Source organism: Embleya hyalina, assembly GCF_003967355.1.
GTDB classification, from domain to species: Bacteria; Actinomycetota; Actinomycetes; order Streptomycetales; family Streptomycetaceae; genus Embleya; species Embleya hyalina.
This window is the reverse complement of sequence record NZ_BIFH01000052.1, coordinates 12480-29737: the sequence shown is the minus strand read 5'-3', so window position 1 is coordinate 29737 and position 17258 is coordinate 12480. Positions and strand designations below refer to the sequence as shown.

10 protein-coding genes, 4 tRNA genes and 1 pseudogene are annotated in these 17258 nt (G+C 73.0%); 10 read left to right on the top strand and 5 right to left on the bottom strand.

Annotated features, from left to right (window positions below):
* Positions 1 to 16 precede the first annotated feature (16 nt).
* A complete protein-coding gene (locus EMA17_RS46695; protein ID WP_126643318.1) occupies positions 17 to 841 on the bottom strand; it encodes an aminotransferase class IV in 825 nt (274 codons plus the stop codon).
* Positions 842 to 1107: 266 nt separating this feature from the next.
* A pseudogene (locus tag EMA17_RS46690) lies at positions 1108 to 2109 on the bottom strand (chorismate-binding protein); the annotation flags it as partial.
* Positions 2110 to 2422: 313 nt separating this feature from the next.
* On the opposite strand from EMA17_RS46690, the gene EMA17_RS46685 reads away from it, so the two are divergent.
* The 5 genes from EMA17_RS46685 (at position 2423) to EMA17_RS46665 (ending at position 5278) form a co-directional block, all read left to right on the top strand.
* Positions 2423 to 4561: a DUF4328 domain-containing protein gene (locus EMA17_RS46685; RefSeq protein ID WP_126643317.1), complete on the top strand. Its 2139-nt coding sequence runs from the start codon at positions 2423 to 2425 to the stop codon at positions 4559 to 4561.
* Positions 4562 to 4870: 309 nt separating this feature from the next.
* Positions 4871 to 4943: transfer RNA gene (locus tag EMA17_RS46680), tRNA-Gly, on the top strand.
* A gap of 49 nt (positions 4944 to 4992) precedes the next feature.
* Positions 4993 to 5066, top strand: a tRNA-Cys gene (locus EMA17_RS46675).
* 36 nt (positions 5067 to 5102) lie between these two features.
* Positions 5103 to 5174, top strand: a tRNA-Val gene (locus EMA17_RS46670).
* A gap of 32 nt (positions 5175 to 5206) precedes the next feature.
* Positions 5207 to 5278: transfer RNA gene (locus EMA17_RS46665), tRNA-Val, on the top strand.
* A 48-nt stretch (positions 5279 to 5326) separates the two neighbouring features.
* Here EMA17_RS46665 and EMA17_RS46660 read toward each other — a convergent pair.
* Positions 5327 to 6334, bottom strand: coding sequence for a helix-turn-helix transcriptional regulator (locus EMA17_RS46660; protein ID WP_126643316.1), 1008 nt, complete (start codon positions 6332 to 6334; stop codon positions 5327 to 5329).
* A gap of 104 nt (positions 6335 to 6438) precedes the next feature.
* Between EMA17_RS46660 and EMA17_RS46655 the strand changes: the two genes are divergently transcribed.
* Entirely contained in the window at positions 6439 to 8028 is a 1590-nt protein-coding gene (locus tag EMA17_RS46655) for an MFS transporter (RefSeq protein WP_246127329.1), read from the top strand.
* A gap of 76 nt (positions 8029 to 8104) precedes the next feature.
* On the opposite strand, the gene EMA17_RS46650 is transcribed toward EMA17_RS46655, so the two are convergent.
* Both EMA17_RS46650 and EMA17_RS46645 read right to left on the bottom strand, forming a co-directional pair.
* On the bottom strand, positions 8105 to 9925 hold the full coding sequence (locus tag EMA17_RS46650) for an MDR family MFS transporter (protein WP_126643315.1): 1821 nt from the start codon (positions 9923 to 9925) through the stop codon (positions 8105 to 8107).
* Positions 9922 to 10362 (bottom strand): MarR family winged helix-turn-helix transcriptional regulator, encoded by a 441-nt coding sequence (locus EMA17_RS46645; RefSeq protein WP_126643314.1) that lies wholly within the window; start codon positions 10360 to 10362, stop codon positions 9922 to 9924. Before EMA17_RS46645 ends, EMA17_RS46650 begins: the two co-directional genes overlap by 4 nt.
* A 666-nt stretch (positions 10363 to 11028) precedes the next feature.
* Here EMA17_RS46645 and EMA17_RS46640 point away from each other — a divergent pair.
* From EMA17_RS46640 to EMA17_RS46625, 4 genes are all read left to right on the top strand, one after another.
* A complete protein-coding gene (locus EMA17_RS46640; protein ID WP_246127338.1) occupies positions 11029 to 12285 on the top strand; it encodes a CaiB/BaiF CoA transferase family protein in 1257 nt (418 codons plus the stop codon).
* Positions 12286 to 12411: 126 nt separating this feature from the next.
* The gene (locus EMA17_RS46635; protein ID WP_126643312.1) at positions 12412 to 13869 is read left to right on the top strand and encodes an OB-fold domain-containing protein; all 1458 of its coding nucleotides are present in this window, start codon (positions 12412 to 12414) and stop codon (positions 13867 to 13869) included.
* A gap of 2 nt (positions 13870 to 13871) precedes the next feature.
* Positions 13872 to 15065, top strand: a complete 1194-nt coding sequence (locus tag EMA17_RS46630; RefSeq protein WP_126643311.1) for an acetyl-CoA acetyltransferase — start codon at positions 13872 to 13874, stop codon at positions 15063 to 15065.
* A gap of 288 nt (positions 15066 to 15353) precedes the next feature.
* Entirely contained in the window at positions 15354 to 16994 is a 1641-nt protein-coding gene (locus EMA17_RS46625; protein ID WP_126643310.1) for a PP2C family protein-serine/threonine phosphatase, read from the top strand.
* The last annotated feature ends 264 nt before the right edge of the window (positions 16995 to 17258 follow it).

Genomic DNA, 17258 nt, shown 5'->3' with positions numbered 1-17258 from the left:
GGGCCGACGGGCCGGGTCAGGGGTCGATGTCGGCGGCGGCGCGGGCGGTGAAGATCTCCATCGCCTTGCGGGTGAGCGGGCCGGGCGCGGTGCGGGTGTGCTCGTCGATCCGGTGCACCGCCTGGATGTCGCGCAACGACGAGGTCAGGAACACCTCCTCCGCGTCGGCGAGCGCGGCCAGCGGCAGGTCGATCTCCTCGGCGCCGACCCATTCGAGGACCAGCGCGCGCGAGACGCCGGCCAGGCAGCCGGCCGACAGCGGCGGGGTGACCAGGCGGCCGTCGAGGACCAGGAACACGTTGGAGCCGGTGCCCTCGCACAGGTTGCCCGCGGTGTTCGCGAACAGCGCCTCGCTCGCGCCGTGCCGGGCGGCGTGGCCGAGCATCACCACGTTGTCGGCGTAGCTGGTGGTCTTGAGCCCGGTGGTCGGCGCGTTCTCGTTGCGGGTCCACGGGACGGTGACCACGGCGGTGCTCTCCCCTCGGGGTTTGGCCGGGGCGAGGGCGACCACCAGGGTCGGCGCCGCTCTGCCACGCTCGGAGCCCAGTGGCGAGCGGCCGCCCGTGTAGGTGATCCGCAGGCGGGCGATGCCCGGCAGCGGGTCGGCCGCCAGCACCTCGGCGCACGCGTGGCGAACCAGGTCGAGGTCGGGGTCGGGCAGCCCGAGACCGCGTGCGGAGCGGGTCAGCCGGGCCAGGTGCCGAGTCGTCGCGAAGGCCTGTCCGTCGCGGGCCTTCAGCGTTTCGAAGACGCCGTCGCCGACGGTCAGCCCGTGGTCGTCCACCCGGACCACCGCGTGTTCGTCGTCCACGAGGCGGTCGTTCAACCAGATCCTGCTCATGTGCCCTCCGAGGTGTCCGCGGGATGGGGTCCGCCGCGATCCCGCGCGGCCCGATCCTGCCCGGTCCCGGGCTCGGGTGGGTATCCGGGGGCGACCGGCGTCGTGGGACGCGGGCGCTCGCCGGGGCGCTCCGCGGCCGTCGCTCGCTCGCGGGCGCCGATGTGCTCCGGGCCCGCGGGGTGCTCTCGGCCGCCGGCGTCCGCCGAGGCCGGCGAGTGCCCCCCCGCGGCGTCCGGCCGCCGACCGGCCCCGACCGGCTCCGACCGGTGCTCCCCCGTCGCCACCGCGAGCAGGTTCCGCGCCTTGAGGCGGGTCTCCTCCCACTCGCGCTGCGGGTCGGAGTCGTACGTGATGCCCGCGCCGGTGCCGAAGCACAGGCGGCCGTCCCGGACGAAGAAGCTGCGTATGCCCACCGCGAGCGAGCCCTCGCGGCGGTCCGCGTCCACCCAGCCGATCGCGCCGCAGTACGGGCCGCGCGGGACCGGCTCCAGTTCCTCGATGATGCGCAGCGCGCTGCTCTTGGGGGCGCCGCTGACCGAGCCCGGCGGGAACGTCGCGGCGAACAGTTCGGGCCAGCCGACACCGGGGGCCAGCGTGCCGGCGACGGTGGAGACGAGGTGGACCAGGCCCGGGTGCCGCTCGACCACGCACAACTCGGGCACGGTGACCGAGCCGATCGCGGCGGCCCGGCCCAGGTCGTTGCGGACCAGGTCGACGATCATCACGTTCTCGGCGTGGTCCTTGGGCAGCAGGTCGGCCTCGGTCCGGCCGGTGCCCTTGATCGGGCCGGAGCTGACCCGGTCGCCGACGCGGTGCAGGTACAGCTCCGGCGACGCGCACGCGACCTGTACGCCGTGCTCGGGCAGTCGGATCACCCCGGCGTACGGGGCGGGGTTGCCCAGCGCGAGCCGGCCCGCCAGGCCGACGATGTCGGCGTCGGCGGGCAGCGGGGCGCTGAGCATGCGGCACAGGTTGACCTGGTACACGTCGCCGGCGGCGATGTACTCGCGAATCCGGCGCACCCCCGCGCGGTACGCGTCGGCGCCGAGCGAGTCGGTCCACGTGTGGGCGGGCGGACCGGTCCACGGGGCGGCGGGCAGCGGGGCCGGGCGCACGTGGTCGAAGCGGGCGCAGATCGGGTCGCCCTCGAAGTCGGCGACCACGGCCCAGAAGCCGTGCGAGTCCAGGGCTGCCGGGTCACGGGTGACATCCCGCAGTCCGGTGGCCAAGCGCCCGCCGAGGTGGGCGATGGGGGGAGGCTGGCTCACGTGTTCGTTCCGGGGTCGCGACCGCGGCACCTGCTTGAGGATCGGCGCGCGGGTCAGAACGCCATTGTAGAAGGCGGCCGATCGGCCCGGGCGGCCCGGCGTCGGTCGCCGCGGGCGCCCCCCGCGCGCCGGTGCGACGCGCCCGGAAGTGCCCTGAATCGATTCCCCGTTCCCGTGTGACGCTCGGGCACGGCATGATGCGGCACGGGTGGATGGAACCCGGCGACCCCGAGACCGGCGACCACCCCTCCGGGCCGGTTCGCCCGACCCGTCGAAGTCTCCACCGCATCACGCGATCGAAGGACGTTCATCCGTGCACTGTTCCGCCTGCGACACCTGGTCTACGCGGGCCGACCGCTGTTCGTACTGCGGCGCCGTTCCGGCCGTCGCGCCGCAGCAGGCCGGCGCCGTGTCGGCCCCCGTGGTCACCGGGTCGACCGCGGCCCCGGCGGCGCCCTCGGCGCCCACGCCGCCGGATCCGTACGCTCCGCCCGCACCCGCGCCCACCGGGGTGTATCCCACCGGGGTGTATCCGGGCGCCTATCCTCCGGCCGCGCCGGGTGCCTTCGCGCCGCAGGCGCCCTATGGCATGCCGGGGCCGTATCCGGCCTCGCCCTTCGGCGGCTGGATGCCGCAGCCGTTCCGCTCGCTGCGCGGGCTCGCCGTGACGTTGTACATCCTGCTGCCGCTGTCGGCGGTGTTCGCGGGGCTGTGCGCGGCGGCGTTCTTCCACCGGGCCGACGTGCTCCGGCAGATCGTCGACGCCGGCGACCTCGGTGTCACGGACACGCTGCGCACCCGGGCCGAGGACTCGGACTCGCTGGTGGCGGGGGCGATCACGTTCCTGGTGTTGTCGATGATCGCGACGGCGGTGCTGTTCATCATCTGGATGTATCGGGCCCGTGCCAACGTGGACCTGTTCGGCCCGTCCAAGCAGCACCTGTCCACCGGGTGGGCGGTCGGTGGCTGGCTGGTGCCGGTGGTGAGCCTGTGGTTCCCGAAGCTGATCCTGCACGACGTGTGGCGCGCGAGCGACCCCCGGACCGCCGAGCGCGGCGGTCGTACGCCCGGGCGGCTGCCGCTGTTGTGGACCTGGTGGGTGCTGCTGGTCGGCGCGTCGGTGTTGTTCTTCGCGAGCCGGCTGTCATACCCGCTGGGTGACGACATCGAGTTGTCGGACGCCGATCGGCTGCAGACCATCGACATCCTGTCGGGGGCGGCGGACATCGTGCTGGTCCTGGCGGCGGTCGCGGCGATTTTCGTGGTGCGGAGGATCACCACGTTCCAGCACGAGCGGGAGGCGCTGGCGTTCGCGTCGGGGCTGGTCCCGGCTCCGGGAGCGGTGGGCGGTTTCCCGGCGGGGGCGCCGACGCCGTGGGCGGCCTATCCGGCGCAGGCGCCGACCGGGCAGTACTTCGCTCCGCCGGTGCCGACCGCGCCCGGTGCGGCCGGCGCGTTCGCTTCGCCGGTGCCGACCGGCGCGCCGCCGGTCCCGCAGGCGCCGGTCGCTCCCGCGACCCCGGCCGCGTCCGCGCCGCCGCGCCCTGCGGCGCCGCCGACGGCGGGGACGGAGGCTCCCGGCGCCACACCGGTCGACGCGGCCGAGTCACGTGAAGGGGCCGGCTCGGCGGAAGCGGCACCGGCGGTCGTCCCGGCCGCCGAGGGCGAAGCGGTCGAAGCAGCCACAACCGTCGTGCCCGCCGCCAAGGTCGAAACGACCGACGCGGCTGCGGAGGTCGAAGCGGCGACAACCCTCGTGCCGGCCGTGGACGTCGAGTCCGCCGCTGTGGGGACAGCCGTCGTGCCGGCCGTAGAGGCCGAGTCGGCCGACGCGGCGACAGCGGTCGGGCCCGCCGCCAAGGTCGAAGCGGCCGACGCGGCGACTGCGGTCGGGCCGGCTGCGGAGGTCGAAGCGGCGACAACCGTTGTGCCGGCCGTGGACGTCGAGTCCGCCGCTGTGGGGACAGCCGTCGTACCGGCCGTAGAGGCCGAGTCGGTCGATGCGGCGACAGCGGTCGTGCCGGCGGTCGAGGTTGAAGCGGTCGAAGCAGCCACAACCGTTGTGCCGGCCGTGGACGTCGAGTCGGCTGTTGTGGAAGCAGCCGGCGTACCGGCCGCCGAAGTCGAATCGGCCGATGCTGCGACATCCGTCGTACCGGCCGTCGAGGCCGACGCGGCGACAGCGGTTGTGCCGGCCGTCGAGGTCGAAGAAGCGGCGGCCGGCGTACCGGCCGTGGCGCGCGTTTCGCCGGGTGAGTCGGGCGAGGTCGCGTCCGACGTGGTGGCGGTCGAGGCCGGGGCTTCCGAACTGCCGCAGGTTCCCGCTCAGTCGCCTGCCGCGGCGGTCGAGCGTGCGGCCGACGCGAGCGCGGACGAGGTGCCGGCTCCCTCGGTTCCGGTGGCTGCCGCGGTCGAGGCCGAACCGGCGCCCTCCGGGGAGCGGCGCGGGTGACCTCGCGGTTCCCGGCGCTCGCACGATGGAGCGCCGTGTCCGTCCACCGGCCGCACGGCGGCTGAACACCTGCCGTCGGGACGGCGGACGGTGGGCGTCGCGACGGCGGCCCGATGTACTGGACGAGCCCCCGTCGGCGCTCGCCGAAGGCCGGTTCGAACCTTCTCGGTTCGGGCCGGCCTCGGTCGTTTTCGCAGGTTGCGCGGGTCGCGCGGCGGGGTCCGCGGGGAATCGGTTTTTGTGATGGCCCTCGGATCCGCTAAAGTTCTCAACGTCGCCGGGACGCGGAAACGCAACCCGGGTCGACAGGCGGACGTGGCTCAGTTGGTAGAGCATCACCTTGCCAAGGTGAGGGTCGCGAGTTCGAATCTCGTCGTCCGCTCGGAAGAAGTAGAGGAATGTGGTGGGCAACCACTATGGTTCCTTCACTTGGTGGAGTGGCCGAGAGGCGAGGCAACGGCCTGCAAAGCCGTCTACACGGGTTCAAATCCCGTCTCCACCTCCAAGAGAACCCGGGCCTGGTGCCGAGGGTGATCTGCCCGCGCGATTAGCTCAGCGGGAGAGCGCTTCCCTGACACGGAAGAGGTCACTGGTTCAATCCCAGTATCGCGCACGCCGTACAACCGTCGTACCGCTACACCACCCGCGCGATTAGCTCAGCGGGAGAGCGCTTCCCTGACACGGAAGAGGTCACTGGTTCAATCCCAGTATCGCGCACGGGCAGTATCGAAGGGCCGGAGGATCTCGATCCTCCGGCCCTTCGGCTTACCTCGGCGAAGGCGAATGTACGTGCGGCGGGCTCGGGACGAAGTCGGGCGCGGCCAGCCGGGCCAGTCGTTCGCGCGTCACCTCGTCCTGCGGCACGTAGACGCTCATTCGCTGGCCCGGTGAGGTGGCGAGGTCGGTGGGCATCCCCCGGACGTGCAGCACCCCGACGTCGCGGTGGCGGAAGAGTTTGGTCCGGGTGCGGGTGAGCGAGACCGGATGGGCCGCCCAGGCCGTCGCGAACTCGGGACTGGCGGCGATCAGTTCGTCGACGAACGCGGTCCACAGCGGATCGCCGACATTGCGCGCGTAGCTGCCGCGCAACACGCCGACCACGCCCACGCACTCCTGCCGCCACTCGTGGAAGGGGTTGCAGCACGCGGGTCGGGTGAACAACTCCCAGATCACGTTGCGCCGCTCCCTCGGTGCCGCCACCAGGCTCGGGAACATCCGGGCGTAGAGCGCGTTGCAGGCGAGGACGTCGTAGCGGCCGTTCAGGACCACCGCCGGCAGCGTGGCGAAGTCGTCGAGGACGGTCTGGGTGTCCGAGTCCACCTCGTCCTCGGCGCGCAGCGTGGCCAGGCTCGGCACGCAGGCCAGCCGCTTGACGTGTTCGTACTCGACGCAGTCGAGCCGCAGCGTGCGGGCGATGCCGCCGATGACCTGGGCGCTGACGTTGATCGGGCGGCCCTGTTCGAGCCAGGTGTACCAGGTCACGCCCACGCCGGACAGTTGTGCGACCTCCTCGCGGCGCAGCCCGGGCGTGCGGCGTCGGCGGCCGGCGGGCAGGCCGACCTGCTCCGGGCTGATCCGCTCGCGCCGGCTGCGCAGGAAGGCGCCCAACTCGGCTCGGGAGGCGGCACGTTCGGGGCGGACGTATTCCGGCGCGGCCCGCCCGGCGTCGGCGGTCGGGGCCGCTGCCGGGATCGGGGCCGGCCCGGTCGGCGGGTCGACCCGGCGCGGGGCGGCCGGGCGGTGGGTGGCGTCGGTGCGCGGGCTGCCGGTCATCGACCCATCCTGCGCCGATCGTCGCCTCGATTGCCAGGTGCCTGGTGATACCAGGATAACCAGGCTACTGGTCCGGGTACCCGGCGGCGGGCAGAGTCGCTGCCATGAACGATACGGATGTGAAGTCGGGCGGCGGCGCCCGGCACGGGGACGGGGAGCGGGTGACGACCCCGGCGGCCGGGGTGGTCGGATCGACCGCTCCCGACGGGGGAGGCTCCCGGGTGTCGACCGCCCGGGAGCGGCGCCGGGCGGCGAAGGGCCGCCGGGAGGAGGGGAATCGGGGCGGGGGCGCGGGCACGCTGCTGCTCGTGGTGCTGGTGGCCGGGCAGTTCATGGCGGTGCTCGACTCCTCGATCGTCAATGTGGCGGCTCCGGTGATGCGTTCGGACCTGCATACGTCGGGCGCCGGGCTGCAGTGGGTGATCGCGGGCTACACGATCGTGTACGCGATGTTGCTGATCACCGGGTCGCGGGTGGGTGCGATCCTCGGGTACGGGCGGGCGTACCTGGCCGGGCTCGGGTTGTTCACGGTGGCCTCGCTGGCCTGTGGGCTGGCCGGTTCCACCGGGGAGTTGGTGGCGTTCCGGTGCCTGCAGGGCGCGGGGGCCGCGTTGTTGGTGCCGCAGGTGTTGACGCTGATCCAGCGCCGGTTCGAGGGACGGCGGCGGACCGCGGCGATGGGGCTGTACCAGACCGCGATAGCCGGCGGCGCGGTCGTCGGGCAGATCGTGGGCGGGGTGCTGGTCGACGCGGATCTGTGGGGCACGAGTTGGCGGCCGGTGTTCCTGGTCAACGTGCCGCTGGGGGTGCTGTTGCTCGCGGTCGGGTGGCGTGCGCTGGGCGGCGACCGGCCGGGGCCGGACGAGCACACGGGCTGGGGACGGCTGGATGTGCCGGGCGTACTGGTGCTGGCGCCGGCGATGTTGGCCCTGGTGGTGCCGCTGGTGATGGGGCACGAGCAGGGCTGGCCGGTGTGGGGGTGGCTGGTGCTCGCCGCGGGGCTGGCCGGGATGGGCACGTTCGCCCTGGTGGAGCGCCGGGTGTCGGCGCGCGGCGGATCGCCGCTGGTGCCGGGCGCGGTGTTGCGCTCCCCCGGGCTGCTCTCCGGCGGGATCATGCTGTTGGTCGGGGTGGCGAGCTACAACGGGTTCCTGTTCACTCTCGCGCTGCACCTCCAGTCGGGGCTCGGCGACAGTCCGCTGCGAGCCGGTCTGACGTATGTGCCGTGCGCGATCGGGTTCGCCGTCTCCGGGTTGTGGTGGGGGCGGTTGCCCGAGCGGATTCGGGCCCACCTGGGGTATCTGGGCTTCGCGCTGGTGTCCGTGTCGTACGTGGGCATGGCGGCCTCGGTGCACGGCGGGCGGGACGGCGGCGTGGCGCTGGCGGTCGGCCTGGCCGGGATGGGCCTGGGGCAGGGCGCGGTGCTCGGGCCGCTGATGGCGAGCGCGCTGGGGCGGGTCCGGCCCGAGCACGCGGGCGACGCGAGCGGGGTACTGGTCACGCTGATGCAGTTCGGCGGCGTGGTGGGGGTGGCCACGTTCGGCACCATGTTCCTGTCCACGACGGGCGCCGGCGCGCATGCCTCGGCGCACGCGGCGGTGCTCACGTTCGTGGTGTTGGCCGTGGTGAACCTGGGCGTGGCGCTGTGGGTCGGCCTGGGCATGGTGCGGAGGCGGGCGGGTCGGCTCGCGTGAGCCGGCGGTGTGCCCGTACCCGATCGTGTGTGTGCCGGACGGACCCGGTCGGGTCCGTCCGGCACACGCACGGCGGTCAGTCGTTCTCGGGCCAGCGTCTGCCCGCCGCGCGGCGGGCGTCCTGTTCGGGTGAGGTCTCCGTTCGGGCGGTCGCGCCGGAGCCGGTCGCGGCGGGCTCCCGGGGCGCCTCGGCGGCGGCCCCCTCGGCGGCGCGCTCCGCCTCCTCGGCGGCCTTCGCCTCCAGGCCGGACATGGTGCGCAGGGGTACTTCCTTGATGAAGAACACCAGGACGAACGCCACCGCCATCACGCACGCGGCGATCAGGAACACCAGCTGCATCGCCTCGGAGAAACCCTCCTTGAACGGCGCGGCCAAGCGTGGGTCGAGGTGCTGGATGAACGACGAGTCGCTGAGTACACCGGAGCCCTGCGCGCCGCCCGGTCCGGGATTGCGGGCCATCTCGATCACCGGCCCGTTGGCCGGATCGGCGAGCACGGCGGGGTCGGAGAGCGCGGACTTGAACGCGGGTGTCCGCGCGTCGCGGGTGAACGCCTTGGCGATCTCCCCGGAGACGTTGCTGAACAGCACGGACAGGAACACCGCGGTACCGGCGGTGGCGCCCATCTGCCGGAAGAAGGTGGCCGCCGAGGTGGCCACGCCCATGTCCCGGGGCGGTACCGCGTTCTGCACCACCAGGATCAGCGTCTGCATGCACTGACCGAGGCCGATGCCGAGCAGGACCATGAACATGCTGGTGGTCACGATGGACGTCTCGGCGTCGACGTAGAGCGCGAACAGGCCCATCGCTATCGCCGCGATGCCGGTGCCGAGGATCGGGAAGATCTTGTACCGGCCGGTCTTGGAGGTGATCTGGCCGGACAGGATGGACGAGCCCATCATGCCGACCATGACCGGGATCATCAGCAGGCCGGCCTTGGTCGGGCTGGCGCCCTTGACGATCTGGAAGTACTGCGGGATCAGCATGAACCCGCCGAACATCGCCATGCCGAAGATGACGCCGATGAGCGACGCCAGGCTGAAGATGCGGTCGGAGAACAGGCGCATCGGGATCAGCGCGTCCTCACCCATGCGGCGCTCGACGAGGATCCAGCTGACCACGCCGACGGCGCCGATCAGGTAGCAGGCGAGCGAGACTCCCGAACCCCACCCCCATTCACGGCCCTGCTCGGCGACGATCAGCAGCGGGACCACGCCCATGGCGAGGGTGATCGCGCCGAACCAGTCGATGCGGTGCGGCCGGCGGGTGTGCGGGATGCGCAGCACCTTGCCGACCACGAGCAGCGCGACCACGCCGACGGGCACGTTGACCAGGAAGACCCAGCGCCAGCCGGCGATGCCCAGGATCTCGTCCTGGCCCGCGAAGAACCCGCCGACCAGCGGCCCGAGCACGCTCGAGGTGCCGAAGACGGCGAGGAAGTAGCCCTGGTAGCGGGCACGTTCGCGGGGCGCCACGACGTCGCCGATGATCGCGAAGGCGAGCGACATCAGGCCGCCGGCGCCGAGGCCCTGGAGGGCGCGGAAGCCGGCCAGCTCGTACATCGAGGTGGAGAACGTACAGGCGGCCGAGCCGACCACGAAGATCGTGATGGCCGCGAGGTAGAACGGTCGCCGCCCATACAGGTCGGAGAGCTTGCCGTAGAGCGGCGTGGCGATCGTCGAGGTGATGAGGTAGGCGGTGGTCGCCCACGCCTGCTGGCTGAGCCCGTGCAGGTCGTCGGAGATGGTGCGGATCGCGGTGGAGACGATCGTCTGGTCGAGCGCGGCGAGGAACATGCCGGCCATCAGGCCGTACATGATCGTCATGATCTGGCGGTGGGTCAGGCCGCTGTCTCCCGCCGCCTGCTGCGGCCGGACCTGCGGTTTCGTGTCGGTCATGCGGTGGGGCCTTCCGGCGCGCCCGGCATGGCGTCGCGCGCCGGTGCCTGTTCGCGTTCGAGGTCGTCGTTGAAGCGGGCCAGGAGATGCACGAACGTCCGGCGTTCGTCGGCGGACCAGTCGCGGGTGACCCGGTCCAGCTCGGCCTGCCGGCGGCTGCGGTACACCTCGAAGGCCTGCTCGCCGGCGTCGGTCACCGCGAGCAGCGTGCCGCGACCGTCGTTGGGGTCCGGGCGGCGCTCGACGAGACCGCGCTGGACCAGCGAGGCGATCTGTCGGCTGACCGTGGACACGTCCAGATAGGTCATCGCGGCCAGGTCGGTGACCCGGCGGGGTCCCTCCATGACCAGATAGGCCAGCAGCAGCCGGTCTCCCCCATCGGGAATCGGACCGCCTTCGGCGCGACTGCGCGCCTTGGCCGCGGCCGAGAGCCGCATGAGACGCGCGAGTTGGCGTCCCAGTTCGTCGGGTGCGCGGCCGGCTGTCGGCTCGTCGCACGGTGTCGTCGCGGTATCGATGACCGCCCCCTTGTCGCTCGCCGTGCGTTATCTGCATGGCTCAACCAACAATACAGCGATTCGCCGTCGGGGCCGACTCGGCGGGCGCTGGGCGCGGCGCGCTTTCGCGGGTGCCGGGGCGGTTGGCCATTCGGCGGCCTGGGCCGCGGCTTCGGGGACGTCGTCCGGGCAGGTGGACGCGGACGGAGGCGATACGGACCTCGCGTGTGCGGGCGGCAGCGGTCCCGGACTCGTTCCCGGCCCCGGTCCCGGGCGGGGGCGGATGGGGCGGTCGAACGACCGGCGCGGGTCGCCGGTGCCGCCGGCTTGTGCCCGACCGCCCCGCGGACACGCCGACGGGCCCTCGCGTGTCACCCGAATCGGGCGCGTGACGAGCGGCACGGAACTCGACCCATGCTCATCTGACTGCCCGTCAGCTATGGTGACGAGGTGCCTGTCTCGCGACTATTGGGCACTCGTGTGGGGTGCCCGGTCGGCGCTTTGCCGAGGGTCCGGGCCCGGGGCCGGCCGCACGGCTGCAGCAGGCTCGGCCGGCCGGCCGACCGCGCGGCACACGTACGACCGCACGACAGGGAGTGAGTGACCATGCGCTTGGGCGAGGTGGCAGGCGCCGACCTGCAACGCTTCGGAAAGCCGCTCGACGGGATCCGGGTCCTGGCCATCGAACAGATGCAGGCGCTCCCCTACGCCACCCAGATGCTGGCCCGTCTGGGCGCCGAGGTGGTCAAGATCGAGTCGCCGGGCGTCGGCGAGTCCGGGCGCGCCGCGCTGCCGATGATGAGCGATCCGCTCGGCCGCAGCGTCGGCGTCACCTTCCTGCGCAACAACCTCGGCAAGCGCAGCGTGACCGTCGACCTCAAGCATCCCGAGGGCCGCGAGATAGTGCTGCGCCTGGCCGAGAAGGCGGACATCGTCTGCGAGAACTTCAAGCCCGGCACGGCCGGCCGGCTCGGGCTCGGCTTCGAGGACATCGCCGCCGTCAATCCGCGCGCGATCTACCTGTCGGTGTCCGGCTTCGGCAACACCACCGAGTCGCCCTACGCCTCCTGGCCCGCGTACGCCCCGGTCGCCGAGGGCATGGCCGGCCTGTACGACTTCAAGCGGGACCCGAACACCGCGCCCGTGGTGTCCCCGCTCGGCGCGCTCGGCGACTCCGGCTCGGCGCTGTTCGCGGTGATCGGGGTGCTCGCCGCGCTGCGCCACCGCGACGCCACCGGCGTCGGCCAGTACGTGGACATCTCCATGTTCGACGCCATGGTCGCGCTCAACGACGCGGGCATCAGCTACTGGTCGATGGGGCTCAAGGATCCGGGCCTGGCCCCGCTGATCAACCACTCGTTCCGGGCCTTCGACGGCTACTTCCTGATCCAGTGCGCCCGTCCGCACATGTTCGCGGCGCTGGCCGACCTGGTCGGGAAGCCGCAGTGGCGCACCGACCCCCGGCTGAGCGGACCGCAGGAGTGGTTCGACCACATCGAGGACATCCTGCGCCCCGGCATCGAGGCGTGGGCCGCGGACAAGTCGCGCCTGCAGGCGTGCGCGGCGCTGAGCGGCGTCGGGGTCGCGTCGGGGCCGGTGTACAACCCGGGCGACGTGATCGACGACGAGCACGTCCGCAATCGCCACATGCTCGTCGAGATGGAGCGCACCGACGGGGAGCCGGCGCCGATCCTGTCCCCGGGCAACCCGGTCAAGCTCTCCCGCGTCGCCGAGGGCCCGGAGAGCCGGGTGCCGTGGGTGGGCGAGCACACCGCCGAGGTCCTGGGCACCGAACTGGGCATGTCCCGCGAGGAGATCGACCGACTCGCGGCCGCCGGGGCGATCGGACTGGAGACGCCGTAGCCGACGGCCCGACCCACCAGCCACCGCGGCGGCGGCCCGGACACCCGGCGCCGCCACGGCACCACGCAGCAACCGAGCAACCCAGCAACGCGACGAACCCGAGTGGAACGAGGCGGAAGCGGAGAAATGACGACTGACGGAACCGCAGTTTCGACGGGACGCGGCATCCTCGGATACGGGGCCTACCTGCCCTACCGGCGCCTCGACCGCAAGACCATCGCCGCCGTGGCCGGCACCGGGGGCGGTCGGGGCACCCGTACGGTCGCGTCCTTCGACGAGGACACCACCACCCTGGGCGTGGAGGCCGCCCGCAACACGCTGCGCGCCACGCCCGGGGCCGACCCGCGCGCGCTGCTGTTCGCCACGGTCGCCCCCGCGTACACGGACCGCACCAACGCGACGGCGATCCACGCGGCGCTGCGCCTGGACGGCTCGGTGCCGGCGATGGACGCCGGCGGCTCGGTGCGCTCCGCGGCCGGGCTGCTCCGGCTCGCCCTGACCGGCGCCGACAGCGCGCTCGTGGTCGGCGCGGACATCCGGGTCGGCCTGCCCGGCAGCCCCGACGAGGCGGCCGGCGGCGACGGCGCGTCCGCGCTCCTGGTCGGCGGCCCCGCCGACGGCCCGGTCCTGGCCGAGTATCTGGGCGGCGCCGCCGCCACGGCCGAGTTCGTCGACCGCTGGCGCACCCCCGGCGACGTGCGGTCGAAGTTGTGGGAGGAGAAGTTCGGCGAGAACAACTACCTCGCCGCGGGCCGCCGGGCCTGGACCGACGCGCTCAAGGCCACCGGCCTGACCGCCGACGGGGTGGACCACGCGGTGGTCGCCGGCCTGCACGGGCGCGCGGTCGCCGGCCTCGGGCGCCGGCTCGGGCTGCGCGAGGGGGTGCTCGGCGACGACCTCTCGGGCACCGTCGGCAACACCGGCGCGGCCCACCCGGGCCTGCTGCTGGCCGCCACGCTCGAGGCCGCCGCCCCGGGCGCGGTGATCGCGCTGGTCGTGCTGTCCGACGGCGCCGACGTGTTCCTCTTCCGCGCCGGCGAAGCGCTCGCGGCCTACCGGCCCACCCGCACGGTCACCGAGCAGATCGCCGGCGGCGCGCCGCTGCCGTACGGGAAGTACCTGGCCTGGCGCGGGCTGCTGCCGGTCGAGCCGCCGCGCCGTCCCGAGCCCGCCCGTACCTCGTCCTCGGCCGCGGTGCGCTCGGTGGACTGGAAGTACGGCTTCGTCGGCGCCCGGGACCGGGAGAGCGGCGCGGTGCACCTGCCACCGCAGCGGGTGTCGATGACCGGTGGCAACCTGGACGACATGGAGCCGGTGCCCACCGCCGACGTGCTCGGCACGGTCAAGACGTTCACCGTGGACCGGATGGCCTACTCCCCCAGCCCGCCGGTGGTGTTCGCCGTCGTGGACTTCGACAACGGCGGCCGGCTGCCGATCGAGTTGACCGACATGGACGCGAGCGAGGTCGCCATCGGGGATCGGGTCGAGCCGACCTTCCGCCGACTGGGCACCGCCGACGGGATCCACAACTACTTCTGGAAGGCCCGCCCCGTGCGGACCGCCCGAGCCGCCGAGGAGGCATAGGCATGGGATCGCACGGCATCAAGGACCGCGTCGCCATCGTCGGGATGGGCTGCACACCCTTCGTCGAGCACTGGGACCGGGGCACCGACGACCTGTTGATCGAGGCGACCGCCGAGGCGTTCGCCGACGCGGGCGTGCGCAAGGAGCAGGTCGACGCGTACTGGCTGGGCACCGCGCAGTCGGGCATGTCCGGGTTGACCCTGGCCAAGCCGTTGCAGCTCCAGGGCAAGCCGGTCACGCGCGTGGAGAACATGTGCGCGACCGGGTCGGACGCGCTGCGCCAGGCCGCCTACGCGGTCGCGTCCGGCGCGTACGACGTGGCCATGGCGGTGGGCGTGGAGAAGGTCAAGGACGGCGGGTTCCAGGGCCTGAACGCCTTCCCGATCCCCGGTGACGGCACCGCCCGCACGCTCACGGCGGCGGCCATGTTCTCGATGGTGGTGCCCGCGTACGGCGAGAAGTACGGCGTCTCCGAGGGCGAGATGCGCGAGGTGTTGTCGCACATCGCGGCGAAGAACCACTACAACGGCGCGCGCAACCCGCGTGCGCAGTTCCGCAAGGAGATCGCCGCGGAGAAGATCTCCGCGATGCCCAAACTCGCCGGGCAGCTGGGCGTGTTCGACTGCGCGGGCGTCGCGGACGGCGCGGCGGCGGCGATCGTGGTCCGGGCCGAGGACGCGCACCTGTACACGGACAAGCCGCTGTACATCAAGGCCTTGTCCCTGGTGGCGGGCAACGGCTCGGGGGTGATCGACCCGGAGTACGACTACACCACGTTCCGGGAGATCGCCGCCTGCGCCGAGGACGCGTACCGCCAGGCCGGGGTCACCGATCCGCGCGAAGAGCTGGCGATGGCCGAGGTGCACGACTGCTTCACGCCGACCGAGCTGGTCCTGATGGAGGACCTGCGGTTCGCCGATCGTGGCACCGCGTGGAAGGACGTGCTGGCCGGCGCGTTCGACCTGGACGGTCGGCTGCCGGTCAACCCGGACGGCGGGCTGAAGAGCTTCGGGCACCCGGTGGGCGCGTCCGGGCTGCGGATGATGTTCGAGGCGTGGCTGCAACTGCGCGGCGTGGCGCCGGCGGAGCGGCGGATCCCGGCGGATGGGCGCAAGTTGGCGCTGACCCACAACCTGGGCGGATATCCGGGCGACATGGTCTCGTTCATCTCGATCCTGGGGAACGAGTTGGGCTGATCCGTGCCCGGCGGGGGCGACACTGCGGACCGGTGCCCGGCGTCGCGACACGCCGTGTGGCGACGCCGCTGCCCGAATCCGGTCGGGTGGGGTGTCCGGTTCTGTTCGCGTGGGCCGCAGGGGGCTCGATCGTGGTCGCGATCGGGCCCCTTTCGCCATCTCCGGACAGCCGAAATAGGCAATCCGCCACAAGCATGCCGGTTACCGTGGTTTCATCCGCGTCCGGGCCTTTGATGTGCGACAGTTCATTGCACCCCTGCCAGGTCATGTCCGGAGGAGCGCGAGCGGATGCGCGAACGGCCCGAACACCCCGTGGACGCAGCCGCCGTGGTGGATCCGTCCCAATGGCGTGCGCACATCGGCCGAATGCGCGCCGAACTCGACGCCCTGCGAAGCGGATTCGGCCCCGTCGCGGGGCCGGGCGGTCTGCCGGGACCGGGTCCGGGCCTCGCGGGTGCGGATCCCGCGGCCGGCGACGACGCGTACCGACGCGGCCTGCTGTGCGACCTGCTCGCGTGCAGCCTCGGGCAGGCGGCGGAGTATCTGGCCCGGCTGAGTGTGGACACCGAAGACCCCGAGCACCGGCAGGCGGACGATCCGGGGCTCGCGGCCTGTACGCCCGCGCGCAGCGTGGTGCGGCCCTCGGATGTCGGGCCGGCGGCGCCCTTCACCACCACCTTGACGCCCTTCACGGTCGAGGACGTCGAGGACGCCGCGCTGCCCTGGCGGCACCTGCGCCGGTTGTTCGTCGAGCCGGATCCGAGCGGGCTGTTGCCCGAGCAGCGCGGGACCTCCGCGCCGCGCGGGGCCGCGCCCGGCTCGGGTCCGGTGGCCAGCGCCGAATGGCACCTGGATCGCGACGACGTGCGCTGGTCCGCGGAGATGTACGCGCTGTTCGACCGGGACCGGGCGCTGGGACCGCTGCCGCTGGCCGCGTTGGCCGAGCACGCGGCGGCCGAGGACCGGGCGTTCGTCGCCGACCTGGTGCGGGAATTACTCGAACAGGCGAACGGCGTCGAGGGCGAGTTCCGGATCGTGCGCCGCGACGGCACCCGGGTGTCCGTCCAGTTCGTCGGCGAACCGGTCCTCGACGCCGACGGCACCCCGCACGCGATCTGGGCCCTGCTGCGCGACATCACCGAACTCCGGCGCACCCAGCAGGCGTTGACCGAGACCCGGGCACAATTGCTGGCCCAGCGGCGACTGTTGCGCTCGGAGCATCGCATCGCCGCCGAGCTGCAGCGGGTGGTGATGCCGTGGTGGACCCGGCCGATCGAGCTGCCCGGGATCGAGGTGGCCACCCGCTACTTTCCCGCCGAGCAGGACTCGAAGGTGGGCGGCGACTGGTACGACGCGCTCGCGCTGCCGGACGGGGACGTGCTGCTCGCGGTCGGCGACATGTCCGGGCACGGGGTCGCGGCGGCGTCCGGGATGACCACGCTGCGCGGTGCGCTCCAGGGGGTGGCGATGACCGGGGCCGGTCCCGCCGCGATGCTGGCGGCGCTGAATCGGATCGTGGTGCATACGCTTCCGTCGGACAAGGTGGCCACCGCCGTGTGTGCCCGATTCGCGCCGGCGACGCGGGTGTTGACGTGGGCACAGGGCGGACATCCGCCGCCGCTGCTGTACCGGGACGGGGTCGGGCACGCGCTGGCGGCGCCGTTCGGGGTGTTGCTCGGGGCGTTGGACGAGCCGGAGTTCGTCGAGGACCGGGTCGAACTCAGGTCCGGGGACGTGCTGTTGATCTTCACCGACGGGCTGGTCGAGCGACGTGGGCGGGGTACGGAGGAGGCGGTCCGCGCGCTCCTGGGCCTGGGGCCGCTGGTGCTCGGGGCGAGCGCGCGGACGTGCGTGGACGTGGTACTCAGTCGACTGGGGCACACCCGGTACGAGGACGACGCGTGCGTGATGGCGATGTGCGTGCGGTGAGGGCCGATCGTCGGGGCGGGCCGTCGTGCGGTGGTGGTCGACCGTCGAGGCGGTCGACCACACGGTGACAGCTGCCCACCGGGCCTCGCCCGCCGCGCGATGTCGGCCGTCCGCACGGAGAACGCCACCCGGCGAGTGGCGCCCGCCCGTGCCGTGCCGGCCGCCCGCCGAGTCACGCGCGCCCGCGCGGTGACGCCCGCCCGCGTGGGGGCGCCCGCCCGTGCGGAGACGGCCACCCGCCGAGGGACCTCCGTCCGTGCCGTG

What these genes read in the sequence shown, in the direction of transcription:
- EMA17_RS46655 (WP_246127329.1), top strand. Translation starts at nt 6,439, where the DNA reads ATGAACGATACGGATGTGAAGTCGGGCGGCGGCGCCCGGCACGGGGAC.
- EMA17_RS46650 (WP_126643315.1), bottom strand. Translation starts at nt 9,925, where the DNA reads ATGACCGACACGAAACCGCAGGTCCGGCCGCAGCAGGCGGCGGGAGAC.
- EMA17_RS46635 (WP_126643312.1), top strand. Translation starts at nt 12,412, where the DNA reads ATGACGACTGACGGAACCGCAGTTTCGACGGGACGCGGCATCCTCGGA.
- EMA17_RS46695 (WP_126643318.1), bottom strand. Translation starts at nt 841, where the DNA reads ATGAGCAGGATCTGGTTGAACGACCGCCTCGTGGACGACGAACACGCG.
- EMA17_RS46660 (WP_126643316.1), bottom strand. Translation starts at nt 6,334, where the DNA reads ATGACCGGCAGCCCGCGCACCGACGCCACCCACCGCCCGGCCGCCCCG.
- EMA17_RS46630 (WP_126643311.1), top strand. Translation starts at nt 13,872, where the DNA reads ATGGGATCGCACGGCATCAAGGACCGCGTCGCCATCGTCGGGATGGGC.
- EMA17_RS46640 (WP_246127338.1), top strand. Translation starts at nt 11,029, where the DNA reads ATGCGCTTGGGCGAGGTGGCAGGCGCCGACCTGCAACGCTTCGGAAAG.
- EMA17_RS46625 (WP_126643310.1), top strand. Translation starts at nt 15,354, where the DNA reads ATGCGCGAACGGCCCGAACACCCCGTGGACGCAGCCGCCGTGGTGGAT.
- EMA17_RS46645 (WP_126643314.1), bottom strand. Translation starts at nt 10,362, where the DNA reads ATGCGGCTCTCGGCCGCGGCCAAGGCGCGCAGTCGCGCCGAAGGCGGT.